We start from the raw sequence: 15,983 nt of genomic DNA on the forward strand, positions 1-15,983 counted from the left end.
ATTGGACTCGAACCAACGACCCCCACCATGTCAAGGTGGTGCTCTAACCAACTGAGCTATGTGCCTGTCGTGTGGTGCGCATTCTACGCAATCCAAAAACCCTGTCAACACTTTTTTTCGCGCTAACTTACTGAATCTTAAACTGTTTATAGAGAAGGGCCGGCGGGAGACCAGTAAAGGATTTTCAACGGACGACTAGCGGGTGTTTATTATTATTGATAGCATCGGTACATTCGTTAAAAATATAAAACACAGAGGTTCCTGCAGCATGGCTAACACCCCCTACCCCCAGTCCTACTACGCCGCCTCGGCCAACCCGGTGCCGCCACGTCCGGCGCTGCAGGGTGAGGTGGAGACTGATATCTGCATCATTGGCGCCGGCTACACCGGCCTGTCCAGCGCGCTGTTCCTGCTGGAAAACGGCTTCAAGGTGAGCATCGTCGAAGCGGCCAAGGTCGGCTTCGGTGCTTCGGGCCGCAACGGTGGCCAGATCGTCAACAGCTACAGCCGCGACATCGACGTCATCGAGCGCACCGTCGGCCCTAAAGAAGCACAGCTGCTCGGCAAGATGGCCTTCGAAGGCGGCCGTATCATCCGTGAGCGCGTGGCCAAGTACAACATCCAGTGCGACCTGAAGGACGGCGGCGTGTTCGCCGCGCTGACCGCCAAGCAGATGGGCCACCTGGAATCGCAAAAACGCCTGTGGGAACGCTTCGGCCACACCCAGCTGGAGCTGATGGACCAGAAGCGCATCCGTGAAGTGGTTGCCTGCGACAGCTATATCGGCGGCATGCTCGACATGAGCGGCGGCCACATCCACCCGCTGAACCTGGCCCTGGGCGAGGCGGCCGCGGTCGAATCGCTGGGCGGCATCATTTATGAGCAGACCCCGGCCATCCGCATCGAGCGTGGTGCCAACCCGGTGGTGCACACCCCGCAAGGTAAGATCCGCGCCAAGTTCATCATCGTTGCCGGCAACGCCTACCTGGGTAACCTGGTACCGGAACTGGCCGCCAAGTCGATGCCGTGCGGCACCCAGGTGATCACCACCGAGCCGCTGGGCGAAGAACTGGCCCGCACCCTGCTGCCGCAGGACTACTGCGTGGAAGACTGCAACTACCTACTCGACTACTACCGCCTGACCAGCGACAAGCGCCTGATCTTCGGCGGTGGCGTGGTGTACGGCGCGCGTGACCCGGCCAACATCGAAGCGATCATTCGCCCGAAGATGCTCAAGGCCTTCCCGCAACTGAAGAACGTCAAGATCGACTACGCCTGGACCGGCAACTTCCTGCTGACCCTGTCGCGCCTGCCTCAGGTCGGCCGTATCGGCGACAACATCTACTACTCGCAGGGTTGCTCGGGCCACGGCGTGACCTACACCCACCTGGCGGGCAAGGTGCTGGCCGAGGCCCTGCGTGGCCAGGCCGAGCGTTTCGACGCCTTCGCCGGCCTGCCGCACTACCCGTTCCCGGGTGGCCAGATGCTGCGTGTACCGTTCAGCGCCCTGGGTGCCTGGTACTACAGCCTGCGCGATCGCCTGGGCTTCTGATGTAGGCAGGCCTGGCCTCATCGCGGGTAAACCCGCTCCTACAGGTTTGATGCAGCACCTGTGGGTGCGGGTTTACCCGCGAAAGGGCCGGTGCAGATACCGCTATTTATTCAGGCTACGCACAGCCTGCTTCGCCGCAACTTCCTGGCCCGCCCGGGCCAGTTCGTCGGCAGCCTGCAGCCAACGCTGGCGGTCCACCTGGGCCGGCAGCTGGCGCGGAGGCTGCACCAGCACCGCCCAACTCCCCTCCTTCGCCCACGCCGAGGCGAAATCGCCAAACGCCATCAGCTGGCGCCGATTCATCCCTGAGCGCAACAGTACGCGCTTCTTGAAGCTGTCATAACCAATCAGCACCGCGTAACGCGGCTCGCTCCACCACGCCGAACCCTCCTCGTACCGCAGCAGCACCGGATTGCCAGCGGCCACCTGGGCCAGCAAGGCATCCAGCTGCTTGTCCAACGGGTACACCACCATGCCGTACTCTCGCGCCACACGCGGGATGCTGGTTTCCAGCGCATCGGCCCCCTTCGGCAGATTCAGCGGTTTGTCCAGCAACCCGGGGGTAATCGGCGCACCTTGCTGCGAGAGCAGCGCGGCCAGGGCCATCGCCCCGCTGTGGTTGGCATTGCCGCGGTAGAACGGCACGCTGCTGATCTCGACCCGCTGCGGCATGCCCTTGAGGCTTGCAGGTGGTGCGCTGGCGCAGCCGCCCAGGGTCGCGGCCACCAGGCAGGCGACCAACAGCCGACGCGGGACGGTCGCCCAGCTCTTGCAGGAATGTTGCTCCATGGACACTCGCTTGTTCCGATGCCAGGCAGGCAGCGCCCGGCTCTGACCCCCGATCATAGGGTGCCGCGTTGCGCGGGTATAGTCCGACAAGACACCGGAACCAATCGGCTTAAGCAATCGACCTTTGGTCAATGGAACGTCACGGCCGGGCAGCTAGACTAAAGCTGTGTCTGGAGGGCAAACCGCAGGTCGGCCCAAGAGAAGGAGGCACACATGAGCCTGACCATGGCAATCCTCATGCTGGTGGGTATGTGGCTGAGCGTCGCGGCCGCCATGCTGTGGGGTGTTCTGCGTATCCTGCGGCGTCATTCCCAGCCTCACCACCTGCCACCGCAGGCCCCGGCCAAGGCGCAGCCTGCGCGCAGGGCGCGGCGGCATGCCGGGGTGCACTGAGGTTTTTCACCTGAATGCAAACGGGGCGCCAAGCGCCCCGTTGTTTTTTATCAGCCTTCAGCGGCTTCACGCTTTAGCCGTGCTCGGCGAGCCAGGATGTTGAGGATCTCGATCGCCGTCGAGAAGGCCATCGCCGCATACACATACCCTTTCGGTACATGGGCGCCAAAACCTTCGGCGATCAGCGTCATGCCGATCATGATCAGGAAGCCCAGGGCCAGCATCACCACCGTCGGGTTGTCGTTGATGAAGTTGGCCAGCGGGTCGGCGGCCACCATCATGACAATGACTGCGGTGATCACGGCAATGATCATGATCGGCAGGTGCTCGGTCATGCCCACGGCAGTGATGATGCTGTCGACCGAGAAGACGATGTCCAGCAACAGGATCTGGAAGATCGCCGCCGCAAAGCCCAGGGTGACCGTGTTGGACACCTTGGCTTCTTCCTTGGCGCCGTGCGGGTCGACGTTTTCGTGAATCTCCTTGGTGGCCTTCCACAGCAGGAACAGGCCGCCGGCAATCAGGATCACGTCCTTCCAGGAGAAGGCGTTGCCGAACACTTCGAACACCGGGTCGGTCAACTGCACGATCCAGGCCACGGTGCTGAGCAGGGCCAGGCGCATCACCAGGGCCATGCTGATACCGATACGGCGTGCCTTGGAGCGGTACTCCACAGGCAGCTTGTTGGTCAGGATCGAGATGAAGATCAGGTTGTCGATACCCAGTACCACTTCCATGGCCACCAGGGTTGCCAGGGCGACCCAGGCAGTAGGGCTAGCGGCGAGTTCCAGCAAGTATTCCATTGTTCAAATCCTGATGCGGCAATTGGGGTCAGATTTCTTGGGTGTGTTCTTTCTTCTCGGCGCCCTTGGGCTTTTGGCCCTCGTGACCGATGGCATCGCTCAACGCCTGCTGGGCGGCCTTGTTGGTGTCGTCGATGGCCTGCTTGGCCGACTTCGCGGCCTGGTCGAGCATCTGCTGGGCAGACTTCTCGGCCTGGTCGCAACCGGCCAGGCTGAACAGCGCCAGGGCCAGCACCAGCGGTGTGCCAATGGATTTGAATTGCAGCATGGTGTCCTCGCTTGAAAAAGCCCGGCGGCGCGAAGCGCCTGATGGGGTCGCATTCTAAAGACGCCAATACTTCAGGAAAATTCGTATTTCCAGTGTGTATACTTCGGTTTTTTCGAATCGGGACCCGCGTGCGTGCTCAACTATCGCCAGCTCCACTACTTCTGGGCCGTAGCCAAGACCGGCAGCATCGCCCGCGCCAGCGAGCAGCTGAACCTGACGCCACAGACCATCAGCGGGCAGATCAGCCTGTTCGAGCAGACCTACGGGCTGGAACTGTTCCAGCGTGTCGGCCGGCAACTGGAGCTGACCGAAACCGGCCGTCAGACGCTAGCCTACGCCGAGCAGATGTTCCAGATTGGCGGCGAGCTGGAGGCCATGCTCAGGGCCGGCCCGCAGGAGCAGATCCTGTTTCGCGTGGGGGTGGCCGACGTGGTGCCGAAGTCGATCGTCTATCGCCTGCTGGCGCCGACCATGGAGCTGGACGAAGTGCTGCGCATCAATTGCCGCGAAGACAAGCTCGAACGGCTGCTGGCGGACCTGGCGATCCAGCGCCTGGACCTGGTGATTTCCGACAGCCCGATGCCCAGCCACCTGGACATCAAGGGTTATAGCCAGAAGCTTGGCGAATGCGGCCTGAGTTTCTTCGCCACCCCGGCCCTGGCCAGGCAGCATGCCGGCCCCTTCCCGGCTTGCCTGCAGGATGCCCCGCTGCTGATTCCCGGCCCGGAAACCGTGGTGCGCAGCCGCCTGTTGCGTTGGCTGGGTGAGCAGCACGTGCAGCCCCGGATCGTTGGCGAGTTCGATGACAGTGCGCTGATGCAGGCGTTTGGCCAATCTGGCAGCGGGGTTTTCGTTGCGCCCAGCGTGATAGCCGAGGAAGTGTGCCGGCTGTATGGCGTCGAGCTGATTGGCCAGACCGAGGCGGTGCATGAGTCGTTCTATGCCATTTCGGTGGAGCGCAAGGTCAAGCATCCGGGGATCGTGGCAATTACCGAGGGGGCGCGGCGGGAGCTGTTTCATTGGTGACGGTGGTTTACCCGCGAAAGGGCGGGGCCTGATTGTGCTAAAGTCCCGCCCTTTGAAGATTCCGAGAATCCGCTGCACATGACGCCCGTTTTCCATCTGCTCAACCGCACCAGCCTGGTCACCCAGATCGTCATCGGCCTGGTCGCCGGCATCGCCATTGCCCTGCTGGCCCCCACCCTCGCCCGCGACCTGGCCTTCCTTGGCAAAGTGTTCGTCAGCGCGCTCAAGGCCGTCGCGCCGGTGCTGGTGTTCATTCTGGTGATGGCGTCGATCGCCAACCACCGTCATGGCCAGGAAACCCACATCCGCCCGATCCTCTGGCTGTACCTGCTGGGTACCTTCGCCGCCGCCGTGGTGGCCGTGGCCGCCAGCATGCTGTTCCCGTCGCAGCTGGCCCTGAGTACCAGCGAGGCGACCCTGAGCGCGCCGGGCGGTATCGGCGAGGTGATGCAGAACCTGCTGCTGAGCGCGGTCGACAACCCGATCAACGCCTTGCTCAACGCCAACTTCATCGGCGTGCTGACCTGGGCCATCGGCCTGGGCGTGGCCCTGCGCCATGCCGGCCAGACCACCCGCACCGTGGTCGAGGACCTGTCCAATGGCGTGACGCTGATCGTGCGTGTAGTCATCCGCTTCGCCCCGCTGGGCATCTTCGGGCTGGTCAGCTCGACCCTCGCGCAGTCTGGCCTCAGCGCCCTGCTCGGCTACCTGCACCTGCTGGGCGTGCTGATCGGCTGCATGCTGTTCGTGGCGCTGGTGATGAACCCGCTGATCGTGTTCTGGAAGATCCGCCGCAACCCTTATCCACTGACCTTGCTGTGCCTGCGCGAAAGCGGCATCACCGCGTTCTTCACCCGCAGTTCGGCGGCCAACATTCCGGTCAACCTGGCGCTGTCGGAGCGCCTGGGGCTGCATGAGGATACGTACTCGGTGTCGATCCCGCTGGGGGCGACCATCAACATGGCCGGCGCGGCGATCACCATCACCGTGCTGACCCTGGCGGCGGTGCATACCCTGGGCATTCCGGTCGACTTGCCGACCGCGGTGCTGCTGAGCCTGGTGGCGGCGATCTGTGCCTGCGGTGCTTCCGGGGTCGCGGGTGGGTCGCTGCTGCTGATTCCGCTGGCGTGCAGCCTGTTCGGCATCCCCAGCGAGATTGCCATGCAGGTGGTGGCGGTGGGCTTCATCATTGGCGTGCTGCAGGATTCGGCGGAGACGGCGCTGAATTCTTCGACCGATGTGCTGTTTACCGCAGCGGCGTGCCAAGCCGAAGCGCAGCGTAGCGCTTGAGATGGCCGGGGCCGCTGTGCGGCCCCAATTGCCTTACACCGCGGCATTACCTACGCTAGTGGCCTTCCCCCAGCAATGAGACAGGGCCATGTCAGAACACCAAACCGCAGGCGAAGGCCGCTTCAGCAGTATCGAGATCCGTATTCTCGGCGCGCTGATCGAGAAGCAGGCCACCAGCCCGGAAAGCTACCCGCTGACCCTCAACGCCCTGGTCCTGGCCTGTAACCAGAAGACCAGCCGGGAACCGGTCATGAACCTCACTCAAGGCCAAGTCGGCCAGGCCCTGCGTGCGCTGGAGGGCCAGGGCATGACCCGCCTGCAGATGGGCAGCCGCGCCGACCGCTGGGAACAGCGGGTGGACAAGGCGCTGGAGCTGGTACCGGCGCAGCTGGTGCTGATGGGCCTGTTGTTCCTGCGTGGGCCGCAGACCCTCAACGAACTGCTGACCCGCAGCAACCGCCTGCACGACTTCGACGACACCGAGCAGATCCAGCACCAGCTGGAGCGTCTGATTTCGCGCGACCTGGCCCTGCACCTGCCACGCCAGGCCGGGCAGCGGGAAGATCGCTACACCCATGCCCTCGGTGACCCGGCGGAAATCGAGGCGATTCTCGCGGCACGGCAGCAGGAAGGTGGCGCTCGCAGCAGTGGCGGCAGTGTTTCGGAAGAGCGGATCGAAGCCCTGGAGGCGCGGATCGCAGCGCTGGAGGCACGCCTGGCCGAGCTGGAAGGCTAAGGTTCAGGGTCGGGGAAGTTGCGACAGCTCTTGCGCTCGGCCAGCTCCCGGTCACTGGGGCGCTGGTCGACGAACACGGTGCGGCCGTCAGCATAGATTTCGAGGTAGCCCCAGTGCAGGTCCTGCTCTTTCTGCCCGGGTTTGGGCGGGACTAGCCACCAGGGTTCGCGGCTGATCAGGGTCATGGTGACGCTCCTGAGGGTGTCTGCGCTAAGCATAGACACCCTCAAGTTCTGTTTTGCCAGTGCCGGCCCTTTCGCGGCTAAAGCCGCGAAGGGGCCGGTACAAGCTTACGCCGGTGCCGAAGTACGGATCAGGTGATCGAACGCTGCCAGCGAGGCCTTGGCGCCCTCGCCTACCGCGATGACGATCTGCTTGTACGGCACCGTGGTCACGTCACCTGCGGCAAACACGCCCGGCACACTGGTCTGGCCCTTGGCGTCGACGATGATCTCGCCCCGCGGCGACAGCTCGACGGTACCCTTGAGCCAATCGGTGTTCGGCAGCAGGCCGATCTGCACGAAGATGCCTTCCAGCGCCAGGTCATGCACCTCATCGGTGCTGCGATCCTTGTAACGCAAGCCCGTCACTTTCTCGCCATTGCCGACCACTTCGGTGGTCAGCGCGCGGGTGATCACCTTGACGTTCGGCAGGCTGTGCAGCTTGCGCTGCAGCACCGCGTCGGCACGCAGCTGGCTGTCGAACTCGATCAGCGTCACCTGGGCGACGATACCGGCCAGGTCGATGGCCGCTTCCACACCCGAGTTGCCGCCGCCGATCACCGCCACACGCTTGCCCTTGAACAGCGGGCCGTCGCAGTGCGGGCAGTAGGCCACGCCGCGGGCTCGATATTCCTGCTCGCCCGGCACGTTCATTTCGCGCCAGCGCGCGCCCGTGGCGAGGATCACCGTCTTGGCCTTGAGCGAGGCACCGCCGGCCAGGCGCACTTCGTGCAGGCCGCCGTCGGTGGCCGGGATCAGCGCTTCACCGCGCTGCAGGTTCATGATGTCGACGTCGTACTGCTTGACGTGCTCTTCCAGCGCCGTGGCCAGCTTCGGCCCTTCGGTTTCCTGCACCGAGATGAAGTTCTCGATAGCCAGGGTGTCGAGCACCTGGCCGCCGAAACGCTCGGCAGCGACACCGGTGCGGATGCCTTTACGTGCGGCATAGATGGCCGCTGCGGCGCCTGCAGGGCCACCGCCGACCACCAGCACATCGAAGGCGTCCTTGGCGTTGATCTTCTCAGCCTGGCGGCTGCCGGCGTTGGTGTCGATCTTGCCGAGGATTTCTTCCAGGCCCATGCGGCCCTGGCCGAACACTTCGCCGTTCAGGTAGATGCTCGGCACCGCCATGATCTTGCGCGACTCGACTTCATCCTGGAACAGCGCGCCATCAATGGCCACGTGGCGCACATTGGGGTTGAGCACCGCCATCAGGTTCAGCGCCTGGACCACGTCCGGGCAGTTCTGGCACGACAGCGAGAAGTAGGTTTCGAAGGTGAACTCGCCTTCCAGCGCCTGGATCTGCTCGATCACCTCGGCACTGGCCTTGGACGGGTGGCCGCCAACTTGCAGCAATGCCAGCACCAGGGAGGTGAATTCGTGGCCCATGGGGATGCCGGCGAAGCGCAGGCTGATGTCGGCACCCGGGCGGTTCAGCGAAAACGAAGGACGACGGGCATCGCTGCCGTCCGCGCTGAAGGTAATGAGGTTCGACAGGCCGGCGATTTCCACCAGCAGGTCGTGCAATTCGCGGGACTTCGCGCCGTCGTCGAGGGAGGCAACGATCTCGATCGGCTGGGTGACCCGCTCCAGGTAGGTTTTCAGTTGCGATTTAAGCGTGGCGTCCAACATACGGGCGATTCCTTTTTCAAAACTCGGATACAAAAACGCCCAGGCGAGGTCGCCCGGGCGCTTTTTACGGGGCGGTAGGTGCTTCAGCTTTGGCGGCTGCTCACCGCCCGCGACAGACACATCGGCGGATTTTCGTTCGAGAAGTGCCTGCGCAGCATGATCGTCGCGCAGGCGCTTATCGGGCGAAAATTAGATCTTGCCGACCAGGTCCAGCGATGGAGCCAGGGTGGCTTCGCCTTCTTTCCACTTGGCCGGGCACACTTCGCCTGGGTGAGCAGCTACGTACTGGGCAGCCTTCACTTTGCGCAGCAGCTCGGCTGCGTCGCGGCCAACACCACCGTCGTTCAGTTCGACGATCTTGATCTGGCCTTCCGGGTTGATCACGAAGGTACCGCGATCGGCCAGGCCGGCTTCTTCGATCAGCACGTCGAAGTTGCGCGAGATGACGTGGGTCGGGTCACCGATCAGCGGGTACTGGATCTTGCCGATGGTTTCCGAAGTGTCGTGCCAGGCTTTGTGGGTGAAGTGGGTGTCGGTCGACACGCCGTAGATTTCCACGCCCAGCTTCTGGAACTCGGCGTAGTTGTCGGCGAGGTCACCCAGCTCGGTTGGGCAGACGAAGGTGAAGTCGGCCGGGTAGAAGAACACGACGGACCACTTGCCTTTCAGGTCGGCTTCGCTGACCTGAACGAACTCGCCTTTGTGGTAGGCGGTGGCGTTGAACGGTTTGACCTGGCTGTTGATGATTGGCATGAGAGACGCTCCTTCATGGGGTTGGAATCAGTTGATGGAGAGAATCCTAACCGCTGGTCCCGACAAAGGCTCATTGGCAAAGCTCATGCTTGTGATTGGTTTTGGCTATAACCGCAGATAATTAATAGAAGGGAATGGGCTGAGCAAAGGATTGCGGGGGTATTCATGAGCCTCATCGCCGGCAAGCCGGCAATGAGGCCAGCGGCATCAGCGGGTCACTGTGCGCATGGTGACGAACTCTTCAGCGGCAGTCGGGTGCACGCCAACGGTATCGTCGAACTGCTGCTTGGTGGCACCGGCCTTGAGGGCAATACCCAGGCCCTGGATGATCTCGCCGGCATCCGGGCCGACCATGTGGCAGCCCAGTACCTTGTCGGTCTCGGCGTCCACCACCAGCTTCATCAGGGTCTTTTCCTGGATGTCGGTAAGGGTCAGCTTCATGGCGCGGAAGCGGCTCTCGAAGATCTGCACCTTGTGCCCGGCTGCCAGTGCCTGTTCCTCGGTGAGGCCAACAGTGCCGATCGGCGGCTGGCTGAACACCGCGGTCGGGATGTTCTGGTAATCCACCGGGCGGTACTGCTCTGGTTTGAACAGGCGCCGCGCCACGGCCATGCCTTCGGCCAGGGCCACCGGGGTGAGCTGCACGCGGCCAATCACGTCGCCAATGGCGAGAATCGACGGTGCGGTGGTCTGGTACTGCTCGTCGACGCGGATGAAGCCACGGGCGTCCAGCTCCACGCCGGTGTTTTCCAGCCCCAGGTTGTCGAGCATCGGGCGGCGGCCGGTGGCGTAGAACACGCAATCGGCGACCAGCTCGCGGCCGTCCTTGAGGGTGGCTTTCAGGCTGCCGTCTTCAAGCTTGTCGATGCGCTGGATGTCGGCGTTGAACTGCAGGTTCATTCCGCGTTTTTCCAGCTCTTCCTTGAGGTGGGTACGCACCGAGCCATCGAAGCCGCGCAGGAACAGGTCACCGCGATACAGCAAGGTGGTGTCGGCGCCCAGGCCCTGGAAGATGCCGGCGAACTCCACGGCGATGTAACCACCGCCAACCACCAGCACGCGGCGTGGCAGCGCTTTGAGGTAGAACGCTTCGTTGGAGGTGATGGCCAGTTCCTTGCCCGGAATGTCCGGCACCTGCGGCCAGCCGCCCGTGGCAATCAGGATGTGCTCGGCGCTGAAGCGCTGGCCGTCCACTTCCACTTCGTTGGCGCCGGTGATGCGGGCGTGGCCCTGCAGCAAGGTCACGCCGCTGTTCACCAGCAGGTTGCGGTAGATGCCGTTGAGGCGCTCGATCTCGCGGTTCTTGTTGGCGATCAGCGTGCCCCAGTCGAAGTGGCCCTCTTCCAGGGTCCAGCCAAAACCGGCGGCCTGTTCCAGCTCATCGGCAACGTGGGCGCCGTACACCAGCAGCTTCTTCGGTACGCAACCGACGTTGACGCAGGTGCCCCCCAGGTAGCGGCTCTCGGCCACAGCCACTTTTGCACCGAAGCCCGCAGCGAAGCGCGCCGCACGCACACCGCCGGAACCGGCGCCAATCACGAACAGATCAAAATCGTAGGCCATGTATTCACTCTCCTAGGCAGGCGCCCAGCATACCGCCGTTGCCTGGCGCACACAAAAAAGCCACCCCGAAGGGTGGCTCCTTGAACCCGCGTTGGCGTATCAGTACGCCTTGCCGGTCTTGTAGAAGTGCTCGAAGCAGAAGTTGGTCGCCTCGATGTAGCCTTCGGCGCCACCGCAGTCGAAACGCTGGCCCTTGAACTTGTAGGCGATCACGTTGCCTTCGGCAGCCTGTTTCATCAGCGCGTCGGTGATCTGGATCTCGCCTCCTTTGCCTGGTTCGGTCTGTTCGATCTTCTCGAAGATGTCCGGGGTCAGGATGTAGCGACCGATGATCGCCAGGTTGGACGGTGCGTCTTCCGGCTTCGGTTTCTCGACCATCGAGTCGACACGGAAGATGCCGTCCTTGATTTCTTCACCGGCAATGACGCCGTACTTGTTGGTTTCCTGCGGGTCGACTTCCTGGATGGCGACGATCGAGCAGCGGTATTTCTTGTACAGCGCGACCATTTGCGCGAGCACACCTTCACCTTCGAGGTTGACGCACAGGTCATCCGCCAGCACCACGGCGAACGGTTCGTCACCGATCAGCGGGCGGCCGGTCAGGATGGCGTGGCCCAGGCCTTTCATTTCGGTCTGGCGGGTGTAGGCGAACGAGCACTCGTCGAGCAGGCGACGGATACCGACCAGGTACTTTTCCTTGTCGGTGCCCTTGATCTGGTTTTCCAGCTCGTAGCTGATATCGAAGTGGTCTTCCAGCGCGCGCTTGCCGCGGCCGGTGACGATGGAAATCTCGTTCAGACCAGCATCCAATGCTTCTTCAACGCCATACTGGATCAGTGGCTTGTTGACCACCGGCAGCATTTCCTTGGGCATGGCTTTGGTAGCAGGCAGGAAGCGAGTGCCGTAGCCGGCTGCCGGGAACAAGCATTTCTTGATCATAAACATCCTTAAACATAGGCGAGGCCTGTGGAATTCGGCGCAGTCTAATCAGGCGGCATGCAGCTTACAATGCCTTGCCTGTGACGACCGCTGCCATCATAGAGATAACCCAGTGTAGATAGTTCCAAAAAGTTCGTGAAAATCCCGTCATCCGGCCCTCCCGTAACACCGCGAAAGGGCCGGCTCAACGCCCCGCTCAGCTGCCAGTGCCCTGCCCGATCAGCACCCCGTCAACCTGCTGGCCATACAGGTTGACACCGTCGTTGGCATGGAACTTCAGCCGTGTTTTTTCGATGGAGCCCTCCACCAGGCGCGGGTCCTGAGGGCGTTCGTGGCGGTTGACCCAGGCGGCCACGTCCCAGGCCTGCTGATCGCTCAGGCTGCCCGGCTTGCCCAGTGGCATGTTGTACTTGATGAACGATGCCGCGGTATTGATCCGGTGCATGCCGGCACCCCAGTTGTAGGAGTCTTTACCCCATAGCGGCGGCATCACATATTCACCGGCTACCTTCTGCCCCTCACCGTTGTCGCCGTGGCAGATGGCGCACTGTTCGCGGTAGACCTGCTGGCCGCGCTTGAAGTCATAGCCACCTTTTGGCTGCGGCACCTCGGGGTAACCGCGACCGGCGATTTCCACACCGGTGGGCGCCTGGGTCGAAAGCCAGTACGAATATACGGCGAGCGCCGTCATCTGCGGGCTGTCAGCGGCCGGCGGCTTGCCGTTCATGCTGAACTGGAAGCACCCTTGGATGCGCTCGGCGAAGGTGTTCACCTTGTCGTTCTTCTTGCGGTAGGCCGGGTACATCGGATAAGCGCCCCACAGCGGCGCGGAATGCGCCAGGCGGCCCTGGTCGAGGTGGCAGTTACTGCAGTTCATGCCATTGCCCACGGCCTCGGGCATCAACCGGCGGGTATCGACGAACAGTGCGTGGCCCTCGCGGACCATTTTGCCGAATGCATTGTCCGACAACTCGCTTTCGGCGGGCGGGGCGAATTGTGGCGCGGCCTGGGCACCGGGGACTTTCAGTTGCGACTGGTCTTCCATGGCGATCGGCGCTTGATTGGCAAAGGCAGCGCCCGTGGCCAGCAGCAGTAACGTTGGCATCAAGGTTTTCATGGCTTGACCTCCGGGCTGGCGGGGTGGGCGAAGTACTCGGCAATCGCCTTGACTTCGGCGTCGGTCATGGCCTTGGCCACGCCTGCCATCAACTGGTTGGGGTCATTGCTGCGGCTGCCGTCGCGCCAGCCGTTGAGCTGTGCGATCAGGTAGGCGGCGGGCTGCCCGGCCAGCGGCGGGAAGTGCTCGCCGACACCGCTGCCGCCTGGGCCATGGCACTGCACACAGCCGGGGATCTGTCGGCTCCAGTCGCCGTAGAGGGCCAGGCGTTGGGTGGGGTTGCTCGCCATCTGCTGGCGACGCCCGTCTGGGGCAGGATCACTCGGCAGCGCGGCCAGGTAACGGCTGACGGCCTCGATCTCATCTGCGCTCAGGGCTTTGGCCAACGGCGCCATGACCGGCTGCTGGCGGCTGCCGCTTTGCCAGTCACGCAGCTGCTTGCTCAGGTAACCGGCCGGCAGGCCAGCCAGGCGAGGGAACCCTGCGGCGGCAATGCCCTTGCCGTCCGGGCCATGGCAGCTCAGACAGGCCATGGCGGCGGGGTTGGCCCCGCCCTGGGTAAAGACTTTCTGGCCATCGGCGGCATGCGCCGCGGGCCAGGCCAGGATCAGCAGGCTGCCGATCACGACGCGACTCAACGGTGTCATCACGAATCTCCATTTCTTTTGTTATAAGCTTAGGCTTAAAAAACATAAGCAAATGGATACTAGCCCTGTAGGGGAATTCGCAACAACGCCTAAGCCGACCACCGGCTGGCAATTGGCCTGCTAAGGGCCGATCCGTTGAGCCAGATCAACTGCCAGAGATGCACTCGGTCGTTGCCTGGCGTACATCGCCCGGGCGCAGCGGAAAGTTGTTCAGCCGCTCATGCAGCTTGATGCTGCTGCCGCTGCCGCGCTTGCGGATGTCGAGCAACGCTGCCGGCCCGGAACCTGCCGTGAGTTTTTGCGGCACGATCAGGCGCAAGCCCTCATCGTGCTGTTCCTCCACCAAAGGATCACGGCTTTTGGCCAGGTGCGCCTTGACGCAATCGGCGTATTCACGCGGCGTCTTGCCAGACATGACATCCATGGTTTCATGGGATTGCTCAAGTTCCGCCACACTGACACACCCCCCCAGCGCCAGGAACAACGCCGCCACCATCCACTTCATTTCCTGCACCTCGAATGACCAGAGAGCCTAGGACAACAGCCAGGCGGTTTTGCTCCCCGCTTTGGCCGTTTTATCTGCCAAGTGCCATCCAGGCGCGGCAGCGCAAGCCGACATCGTGGTATCGTTCGCCTTTGCAGAACCAATCCTTGCGGAGCACCCCATGAAATTCGTACACCAGCGCGAGCACCTCAACGAGGACGATATCGTCGTCATCGAGTGCTCCCAGCGCTGCAACATCCGCCTGATGAACGACGCTAATTTCCGCAGCTTCAAGAACGGCGGCCGGCACACCTACCACGGTGGCCACTTCGAGCGCTTCCCGGCCAAGATCACCGTGCCGAGCACCGGTTTCTGGAACATCACCATCGATACCGTGACCACCCGCCCGATCTCGGTAACGCGCAAACCGACCCTGACCCACAAGATCAAGATCATCCGCCGCTCGTCGTCGAAACTCGGATAAGGCCCACCATGACCCAGAACATCAAATACGTCATCAAGTACAAGCTCGACGGCCAGCGCCGCTGGGACTTCGCCGTGATGGCCGACGCCTCGCACGAACAGGCCATGGAAGCCCTGCGCAAGATTCACGGTGAAGACGCCGAGAAGATCATCGACATCCAGGTGAGCAAAGCACTGTAAGGCAGCAGCGGCAAGGAGAAGCGCATGAGCAACTGGCCCGACCGTCGTATCCTCGATCTGCTGGGCATCGAGTTGCCCATTCTCCAGGCGCCGATGGCCGGCGCCTCGGGTTCGGCCATGGCCATTGCCGTGGCCAGCGCAGGTGGCCTGGGTGCCCTGCCCTGCGCCATGCTCACCGGCGACCAGGTGCGCGCTGAGATCGAGGCCTTCCGCACGGCCTGCCCTGGCCGGCCGCTGAACCTGAACTTCTTCTGCCATCAGCCGCCAGCGCCCGACCCGGAGCGCGACGCCCGCTGGAAGCAGGCACTGCAACCGTACTACGCCGAAGTCGGCGCCGACTTCGATGCGCCTACGCCTGTTTCCAACCGCGCACCCTTCGATGAACAGAGCTGCCTGCTGGTCGAGCAGTTGCGCCCGGAGGTGGTGAGTTTCCACTTTGGTTTGCCGCAAGCTGCACTGCTGCAGCGGGTCAAGGCCACCGGCGCCAAGGTGTTGTCCAGCGCCACCACGGTGGAAGAAGCGCTGTGGCTCGAAGCCAATGGCTGCGACGCGATCATCGCCATGGGCTATGAAGCCGGCGGCCATCGCGGCATGTTCCTCAGCAACGACATCACCAGCCAGATCGGCACCTTCGCCCTGGTGCCGCAGATTGCCGATGCCGTGCGCCTGCCGGTGATCGCCGCCGGCGGCATTGGCGACCACCGCGGCCTGGTGGCGGCCCTGGCATTGGGCGCCAGTGCAGTGCAGATCGGCACCGCCTACCTGTTCTGCCCGGAGGCCAAGGTCTCCCCTGCCCACCGTCGCGCACTGGACACCGCTGCGGCCAGCGACACCGCGTTGACCAACCTGTTCACCGGGCGCCCGGCACGTGGCATCAACAACCGCATCATGCGTGAACTGGGGCCGATGAGCGAACTGGCCCCGCGCTTCCCGCTGGCCGGGGGCGCATTGATGCCGTTGCGGGCGATTACCGAGGCGCAGGGCAACAGCGATTTCAGTAACCTGTGGTCGGGGCAGGCACTGCGCCTGGGCAGGCATATGCCGGCTGAACAGCTGACCCGGGAGATTGCTGACAACGCGTTGGCGCGGATCATGCGCTAAACACAC

19 protein-coding genes are annotated in these 15,983 nt (G+C 63.1%); 8 read left to right on the forward strand and 11 right to left on the reverse strand.

The window, feature by feature from the left end:
* Nucleotides 1–268 precede the first annotated feature (268 nt).
* Entirely contained in the window at nucleotides 269–1,552 is a 1,284-nt protein-coding gene (locus F6X59_RS16050) for an FAD-binding oxidoreductase (protein WP_152957063.1), read from the forward strand.
* Nucleotides 1,553–1,654: 102 nt separating this feature from the next.
* On the opposite strand, the gene F6X59_RS16055 is transcribed toward F6X59_RS16050, so the two are convergent.
* Nucleotides 1,655–2,398: a peptidase C39 family protein gene (locus F6X59_RS16055; RefSeq protein WP_152957064.1), complete on the reverse strand. Its 744-nt coding sequence runs from the start codon at nucleotides 2,396–2,398 to the stop codon at nucleotides 1,655–1,657.
* A 156-nt stretch (nucleotides 2,399–2,554) separates the two neighbouring features.
* Between F6X59_RS16055 and F6X59_RS16060 the strand changes: the two genes are divergently transcribed.
* The gene (locus F6X59_RS16060; protein WP_152957065.1) at nucleotides 2,555–2,734 is read left to right on the forward strand and encodes a hypothetical protein; all 180 of its coding nucleotides are present in this window, start codon (nucleotides 2,555–2,557) and stop codon (nucleotides 2,732–2,734) included.
* Between the two features lie 50 nt (nucleotides 2,735–2,784).
* Here the strand turns inward: F6X59_RS16060 and F6X59_RS16065 are convergent, their stop codons facing one another.
* Nucleotides 2,785–3,537 (reverse strand): TerC family protein, encoded by a 753-nt coding sequence (locus F6X59_RS16065; RefSeq protein ID WP_152957066.1) that lies wholly within the window; start codon nucleotides 3,535–3,537, stop codon nucleotides 2,785–2,787.
* Between the two features lie 28 nt (nucleotides 3,538–3,565).
* Complete coding sequence (locus tag F6X59_RS16070) at nucleotides 3,566–3,805, reverse strand: hypothetical protein (protein WP_152957067.1); 240 nt, start codon at nucleotides 3,803–3,805, stop codon at nucleotides 3,566–3,568.
* Between the two features lie 132 nt (nucleotides 3,806–3,937).
* On the opposite strand from F6X59_RS16070, the gene nhaR reads away from it, so the two are divergent.
* The 3 genes from nhaR to F6X59_RS16085 all read left to right on the forward strand — a co-directional run bounded on the left by nhaR (nucleotide 3,938) and on the right by F6X59_RS16085 (nucleotide 6,857).
* Nucleotides 3,938–4,831: a transcriptional activator NhaR gene (gene nhaR, locus F6X59_RS16075; protein WP_372240409.1), complete on the forward strand. Its 894-nt coding sequence runs from the start codon at nucleotides 3,938–3,940 to the stop codon at nucleotides 4,829–4,831.
* Nucleotides 4,832–4,909: 78 nt separating this feature from the next.
* Complete coding sequence (sstT, locus tag F6X59_RS16080; RefSeq protein WP_152957068.1) at nucleotides 4,910–6,121, forward strand: serine/threonine transporter SstT; 1,212 nt, start codon at nucleotides 4,910–4,912, stop codon at nucleotides 6,119–6,121.
* An 88-nt stretch (nucleotides 6,122–6,209) separates the two neighbouring features.
* On the forward strand, nucleotides 6,210–6,857 hold the full coding sequence (locus F6X59_RS16085) for a YceH family protein (RefSeq protein ID WP_152957069.1): 648 nt from the start codon (nucleotides 6,210–6,212) through the stop codon (nucleotides 6,855–6,857).
* On the opposite strand, the gene F6X59_RS16090 is transcribed toward F6X59_RS16085, so the two are convergent.
* The 8 genes from F6X59_RS16090 to F6X59_RS16125 all read right to left on the reverse strand — a co-directional run bounded on the left by F6X59_RS16090 (nucleotide 6,854) and on the right by F6X59_RS16125 (nucleotide 14,234).
* The gene (locus F6X59_RS16090; protein ID WP_041166543.1) at nucleotides 6,854–7,042 is read right to left on the reverse strand and encodes a hypothetical protein; all 189 of its coding nucleotides are present in this window, start codon (nucleotides 7,040–7,042) and stop codon (nucleotides 6,854–6,856) included. The genes F6X59_RS16085 and F6X59_RS16090 overlap by 4 nt on opposite strands.
* Before the next feature lie 105 nt (nucleotides 7,043–7,147).
* The gene (gene ahpF, locus F6X59_RS16095; RefSeq protein ID WP_152957070.1) at nucleotides 7,148–8,710 is read right to left on the reverse strand and encodes an alkyl hydroperoxide reductase subunit F; all 1,563 of its coding nucleotides are present in this window, start codon (nucleotides 8,708–8,710) and stop codon (nucleotides 7,148–7,150) included.
* A gap of 189 nt (nucleotides 8,711–8,899) precedes the next feature.
* Nucleotides 8,900–9,463, reverse strand: coding sequence for an alkyl hydroperoxide reductase subunit C (ahpC, locus tag F6X59_RS16100; protein WP_054884952.1), 564 nt, complete (start codon nucleotides 9,461–9,463; stop codon nucleotides 8,900–8,902).
* A 207-nt stretch (nucleotides 9,464–9,670) separates the two neighbouring features.
* Complete coding sequence (gorA, locus tag F6X59_RS16105) at nucleotides 9,671–11,026, reverse strand: glutathione-disulfide reductase (RefSeq protein WP_152957071.1); 1,356 nt, start codon at nucleotides 11,024–11,026, stop codon at nucleotides 9,671–9,673.
* Nucleotides 11,027–11,125: 99 nt separating this feature from the next.
* Nucleotides 11,126–11,965 (reverse strand): UTP--glucose-1-phosphate uridylyltransferase GalU, encoded by an 840-nt coding sequence (gene galU / locus F6X59_RS16110; RefSeq protein ID WP_152957072.1) that lies wholly within the window; start codon nucleotides 11,963–11,965, stop codon nucleotides 11,126–11,128.
* A 196-nt stretch (nucleotides 11,966–12,161) separates the two neighbouring features.
* Nucleotides 12,162–13,082 carry a c-type cytochrome gene (locus F6X59_RS16115; protein ID WP_152957073.1) on the reverse strand — a complete coding sequence of 307 codons (921 nt, stop codon included), beginning with the start codon at nucleotides 13,080–13,082 and terminating at the stop codon, nucleotides 12,162–12,164.
* Nucleotides 13,079–13,729 carry a cytochrome c gene (locus F6X59_RS16120; protein ID WP_152957074.1) on the reverse strand — a complete coding sequence of 217 codons (651 nt, stop codon included), beginning with the start codon at nucleotides 13,727–13,729 and terminating at the stop codon, nucleotides 13,079–13,081. Before F6X59_RS16120 ends, F6X59_RS16115 begins: the two co-directional genes overlap by 4 nt.
* A gap of 145 nt (nucleotides 13,730–13,874) precedes the next feature.
* The gene (locus F6X59_RS16125; protein WP_152957075.1) at nucleotides 13,875–14,234 is read right to left on the reverse strand and encodes a hypothetical protein; all 360 of its coding nucleotides are present in this window, start codon (nucleotides 14,232–14,234) and stop codon (nucleotides 13,875–13,877) included.
* A gap of 160 nt (nucleotides 14,235–14,394) precedes the next feature.
* On the opposite strand from F6X59_RS16125, the gene F6X59_RS16130 reads away from it, so the two are divergent.
* Genes F6X59_RS16130 through F6X59_RS16135 form a run of 3 tightly spaced genes read left to right on the forward strand, consistent with a single transcriptional unit; the run spans nucleotide 14,395 to nucleotide 15,977 of the window.
* Nucleotides 14,395–14,697, forward strand: coding sequence for a DUF1883 domain-containing protein (locus tag F6X59_RS16130; RefSeq protein WP_008090281.1), 303 nt, complete (start codon nucleotides 14,395–14,397; stop codon nucleotides 14,695–14,697).
* Nucleotides 14,698–14,705: 8 nt separating this feature from the next.
* Nucleotides 14,706–14,876 carry a hypothetical protein gene (locus tag F6X59_RS28420; protein ID WP_178120097.1) on the forward strand — a complete coding sequence of 57 codons (171 nt, stop codon included), beginning with the start codon at nucleotides 14,706–14,708 and terminating at the stop codon, nucleotides 14,874–14,876.
* Between the two features lie 24 nt (nucleotides 14,877–14,900).
* A complete protein-coding gene (locus F6X59_RS16135; protein WP_152957076.1) occupies nucleotides 14,901–15,977 on the forward strand; it encodes a nitronate monooxygenase family protein in 1,077 nt (358 codons plus the stop codon).
* Nucleotides 15,978–15,983: the final 6 nt, after the last annotated feature.

It is taken from the genome of Pseudomonas sp. MN1F (genome assembly GCF_009391885.1).
In the GTDB taxonomy this organism is placed as follows: Bacteria; Pseudomonadota; Gammaproteobacteria; order Pseudomonadales; family Pseudomonadaceae; genus Aquipseudomonas.

Excerpts from the sequence above, each read along its gene's own strand:
- F6X59_RS16050 (WP_152957063.1), top strand. The coding sequence starts at position 269 with ATGGCTAACACCCCCTACCCCCAGTCCTACTACGCCGCCTCGGCCAAC.
- F6X59_RS16055 (WP_152957064.1), bottom strand. The coding sequence starts at position 2,398 with ATGATCGGGGGTCAGAGCCGGGCGCTGCCTGCCTGGCATCGGAACAAG.
- F6X59_RS16060 (WP_152957065.1), top strand. The coding sequence starts at position 2,555 with ATGAGCCTGACCATGGCAATCCTCATGCTGGTGGGTATGTGGCTGAGC.
- F6X59_RS16065 (WP_152957066.1), bottom strand. The coding sequence starts at position 3,537 with ATGGAATACTTGCTGGAACTCGCCGCTAGCCCTACTGCCTGGGTCGCC.
- F6X59_RS16070 (WP_152957067.1), bottom strand. The coding sequence starts at position 3,805 with ATGCTGCAATTCAAATCCATTGGCACACCGCTGGTGCTGGCCCTGGCG.
- sstT (WP_152957068.1), top strand. The coding sequence starts at position 4,910 with ATGACGCCCGTTTTCCATCTGCTCAACCGCACCAGCCTGGTCACCCAG.
- F6X59_RS16085 (WP_152957069.1), top strand. The coding sequence starts at position 6,210 with ATGTCAGAACACCAAACCGCAGGCGAAGGCCGCTTCAGCAGTATCGAG.
- F6X59_RS16090 (WP_041166543.1), bottom strand. The coding sequence starts at position 7,042 with ATGACCCTGATCAGCCGCGAACCCTGGTGGCTAGTCCCGCCCAAACCC.
- ahpF (WP_152957070.1), bottom strand. The coding sequence starts at position 8,710 with ATGTTGGACGCCACGCTTAAATCGCAACTGAAAACCTACCTGGAGCGG.
- ahpC (WP_054884952.1), bottom strand. The coding sequence starts at position 9,463 with ATGCCAATCATCAACAGCCAGGTCAAACCGTTCAACGCCACCGCCTAC.
- gorA (WP_152957071.1), bottom strand. The coding sequence starts at position 11,026 with ATGGCCTACGATTTTGATCTGTTCGTGATTGGCGCCGGTTCCGGCGGT.
- galU (WP_152957072.1), bottom strand. The coding sequence starts at position 11,965 with ATGATCAAGAAATGCTTGTTCCCGGCAGCCGGCTACGGCACTCGCTTC.
- F6X59_RS16115 (WP_152957073.1), bottom strand. The coding sequence starts at position 13,082 with ATGAAAACCTTGATGCCAACGTTACTGCTGCTGGCCACGGGCGCTGCC.
- F6X59_RS16120 (WP_152957074.1), bottom strand. The coding sequence starts at position 13,729 with ATGACACCGTTGAGTCGCGTCGTGATCGGCAGCCTGCTGATCCTGGCC.
- F6X59_RS16125 (WP_152957075.1), bottom strand. The coding sequence starts at position 14,234 with ATGAAGTGGATGGTGGCGGCGTTGTTCCTGGCGCTGGGGGGGTGTGTC.
- F6X59_RS16130 (WP_008090281.1), top strand. The coding sequence starts at position 14,395 with ATGAAATTCGTACACCAGCGCGAGCACCTCAACGAGGACGATATCGTC.
- F6X59_RS28420 (WP_178120097.1), top strand. The coding sequence starts at position 14,706 with ATGACCCAGAACATCAAATACGTCATCAAGTACAAGCTCGACGGCCAG.
- F6X59_RS16135 (WP_152957076.1), top strand. The coding sequence starts at position 14,901 with ATGAGCAACTGGCCCGACCGTCGTATCCTCGATCTGCTGGGCATCGAG.